This is a genomic window from Salinicola sp. 4072, from assembly GCF_036663415.1.
Classification (GTDB): domain Bacteria; phylum Pseudomonadota; class Gammaproteobacteria; order Pseudomonadales; family Halomonadaceae; genus Salinicola; species Salinicola salarius_A.
On sequence record NZ_JAXOVV010000086.1, the window covers coordinates 1 to 739 of the forward strand.

1 pseudogene is annotated in these 739 nt (G+C 59.8%); it reads right to left on the minus strand.

Features of this window, described 5'->3' with window-relative positions:
* Positions 1–724, minus strand: a pseudogene (locus R3F72_RS18585) (IS5 family transposase); the annotation flags it as partial.
* Positions 725–739: the final 15 nt, after the last annotated feature.

Consider the following 739-nt stretch of genomic DNA (forward strand, 5'->3'; position numbering starts at 1 on the left):
TCTATCACATTGCGACGCCGATAACGCGGGCGCTCGAACAGGCGGGGTAGTCCTGGCTTGGGGCGACGGTGCATCTGTCGGTGCCGGATCGTCGGTCGTATTCCGTACCGGTCGCAGTAGCGACGCAATCGATCACTATCGTAACCTCGGTCGGCCAGCAGATGGCGGCAGCGCTTGCGGGGACGTCCCGTATGACCTGGCAAGCGGATCTGCTCCATGACAGGAACGAGATAGCGTGAATCGGCATGCTGACCAGGCGATAGCAGGAAGCTCAGGGGAACGCCATTGGCATCGCAAACCAGGTGAATCTTGGTGGTCAGGCCGCCTCGGCTTCGTCCAAGCGCATGGCCTACCCGTTCTCCAGAGCCCCTTTTTTACTGCCACCAGCGGCAGAGCGAGTCGCTCGAATCGAGGTGGAGTCCACCATCCAGGTATCGAGATCCATGTAACCATCTTCCCGAAGCTTCAGGTGAAGGCGTGACAGGCTGCGTTCGAGTGTGCCGTCATCTCGCCACTGACGAAAGCGCTGGTAGACCGTTTTCCATGGGCCGAAGCGTTCGGGCAGATCCCGCCATTTGGCGCCGGAACAGAGGATCCAGAAGATGCCGTTGAGCATCTGCCGGTCATCGCGGCGTGGGCGTCCACGCCCAGCGGGCGTGCCAGGCGAAACGATATCTTCAATCAATGTCCAACCCTGATCGGAAATCTCGTAACGTCCTGCCATGACAATACCTCCAAG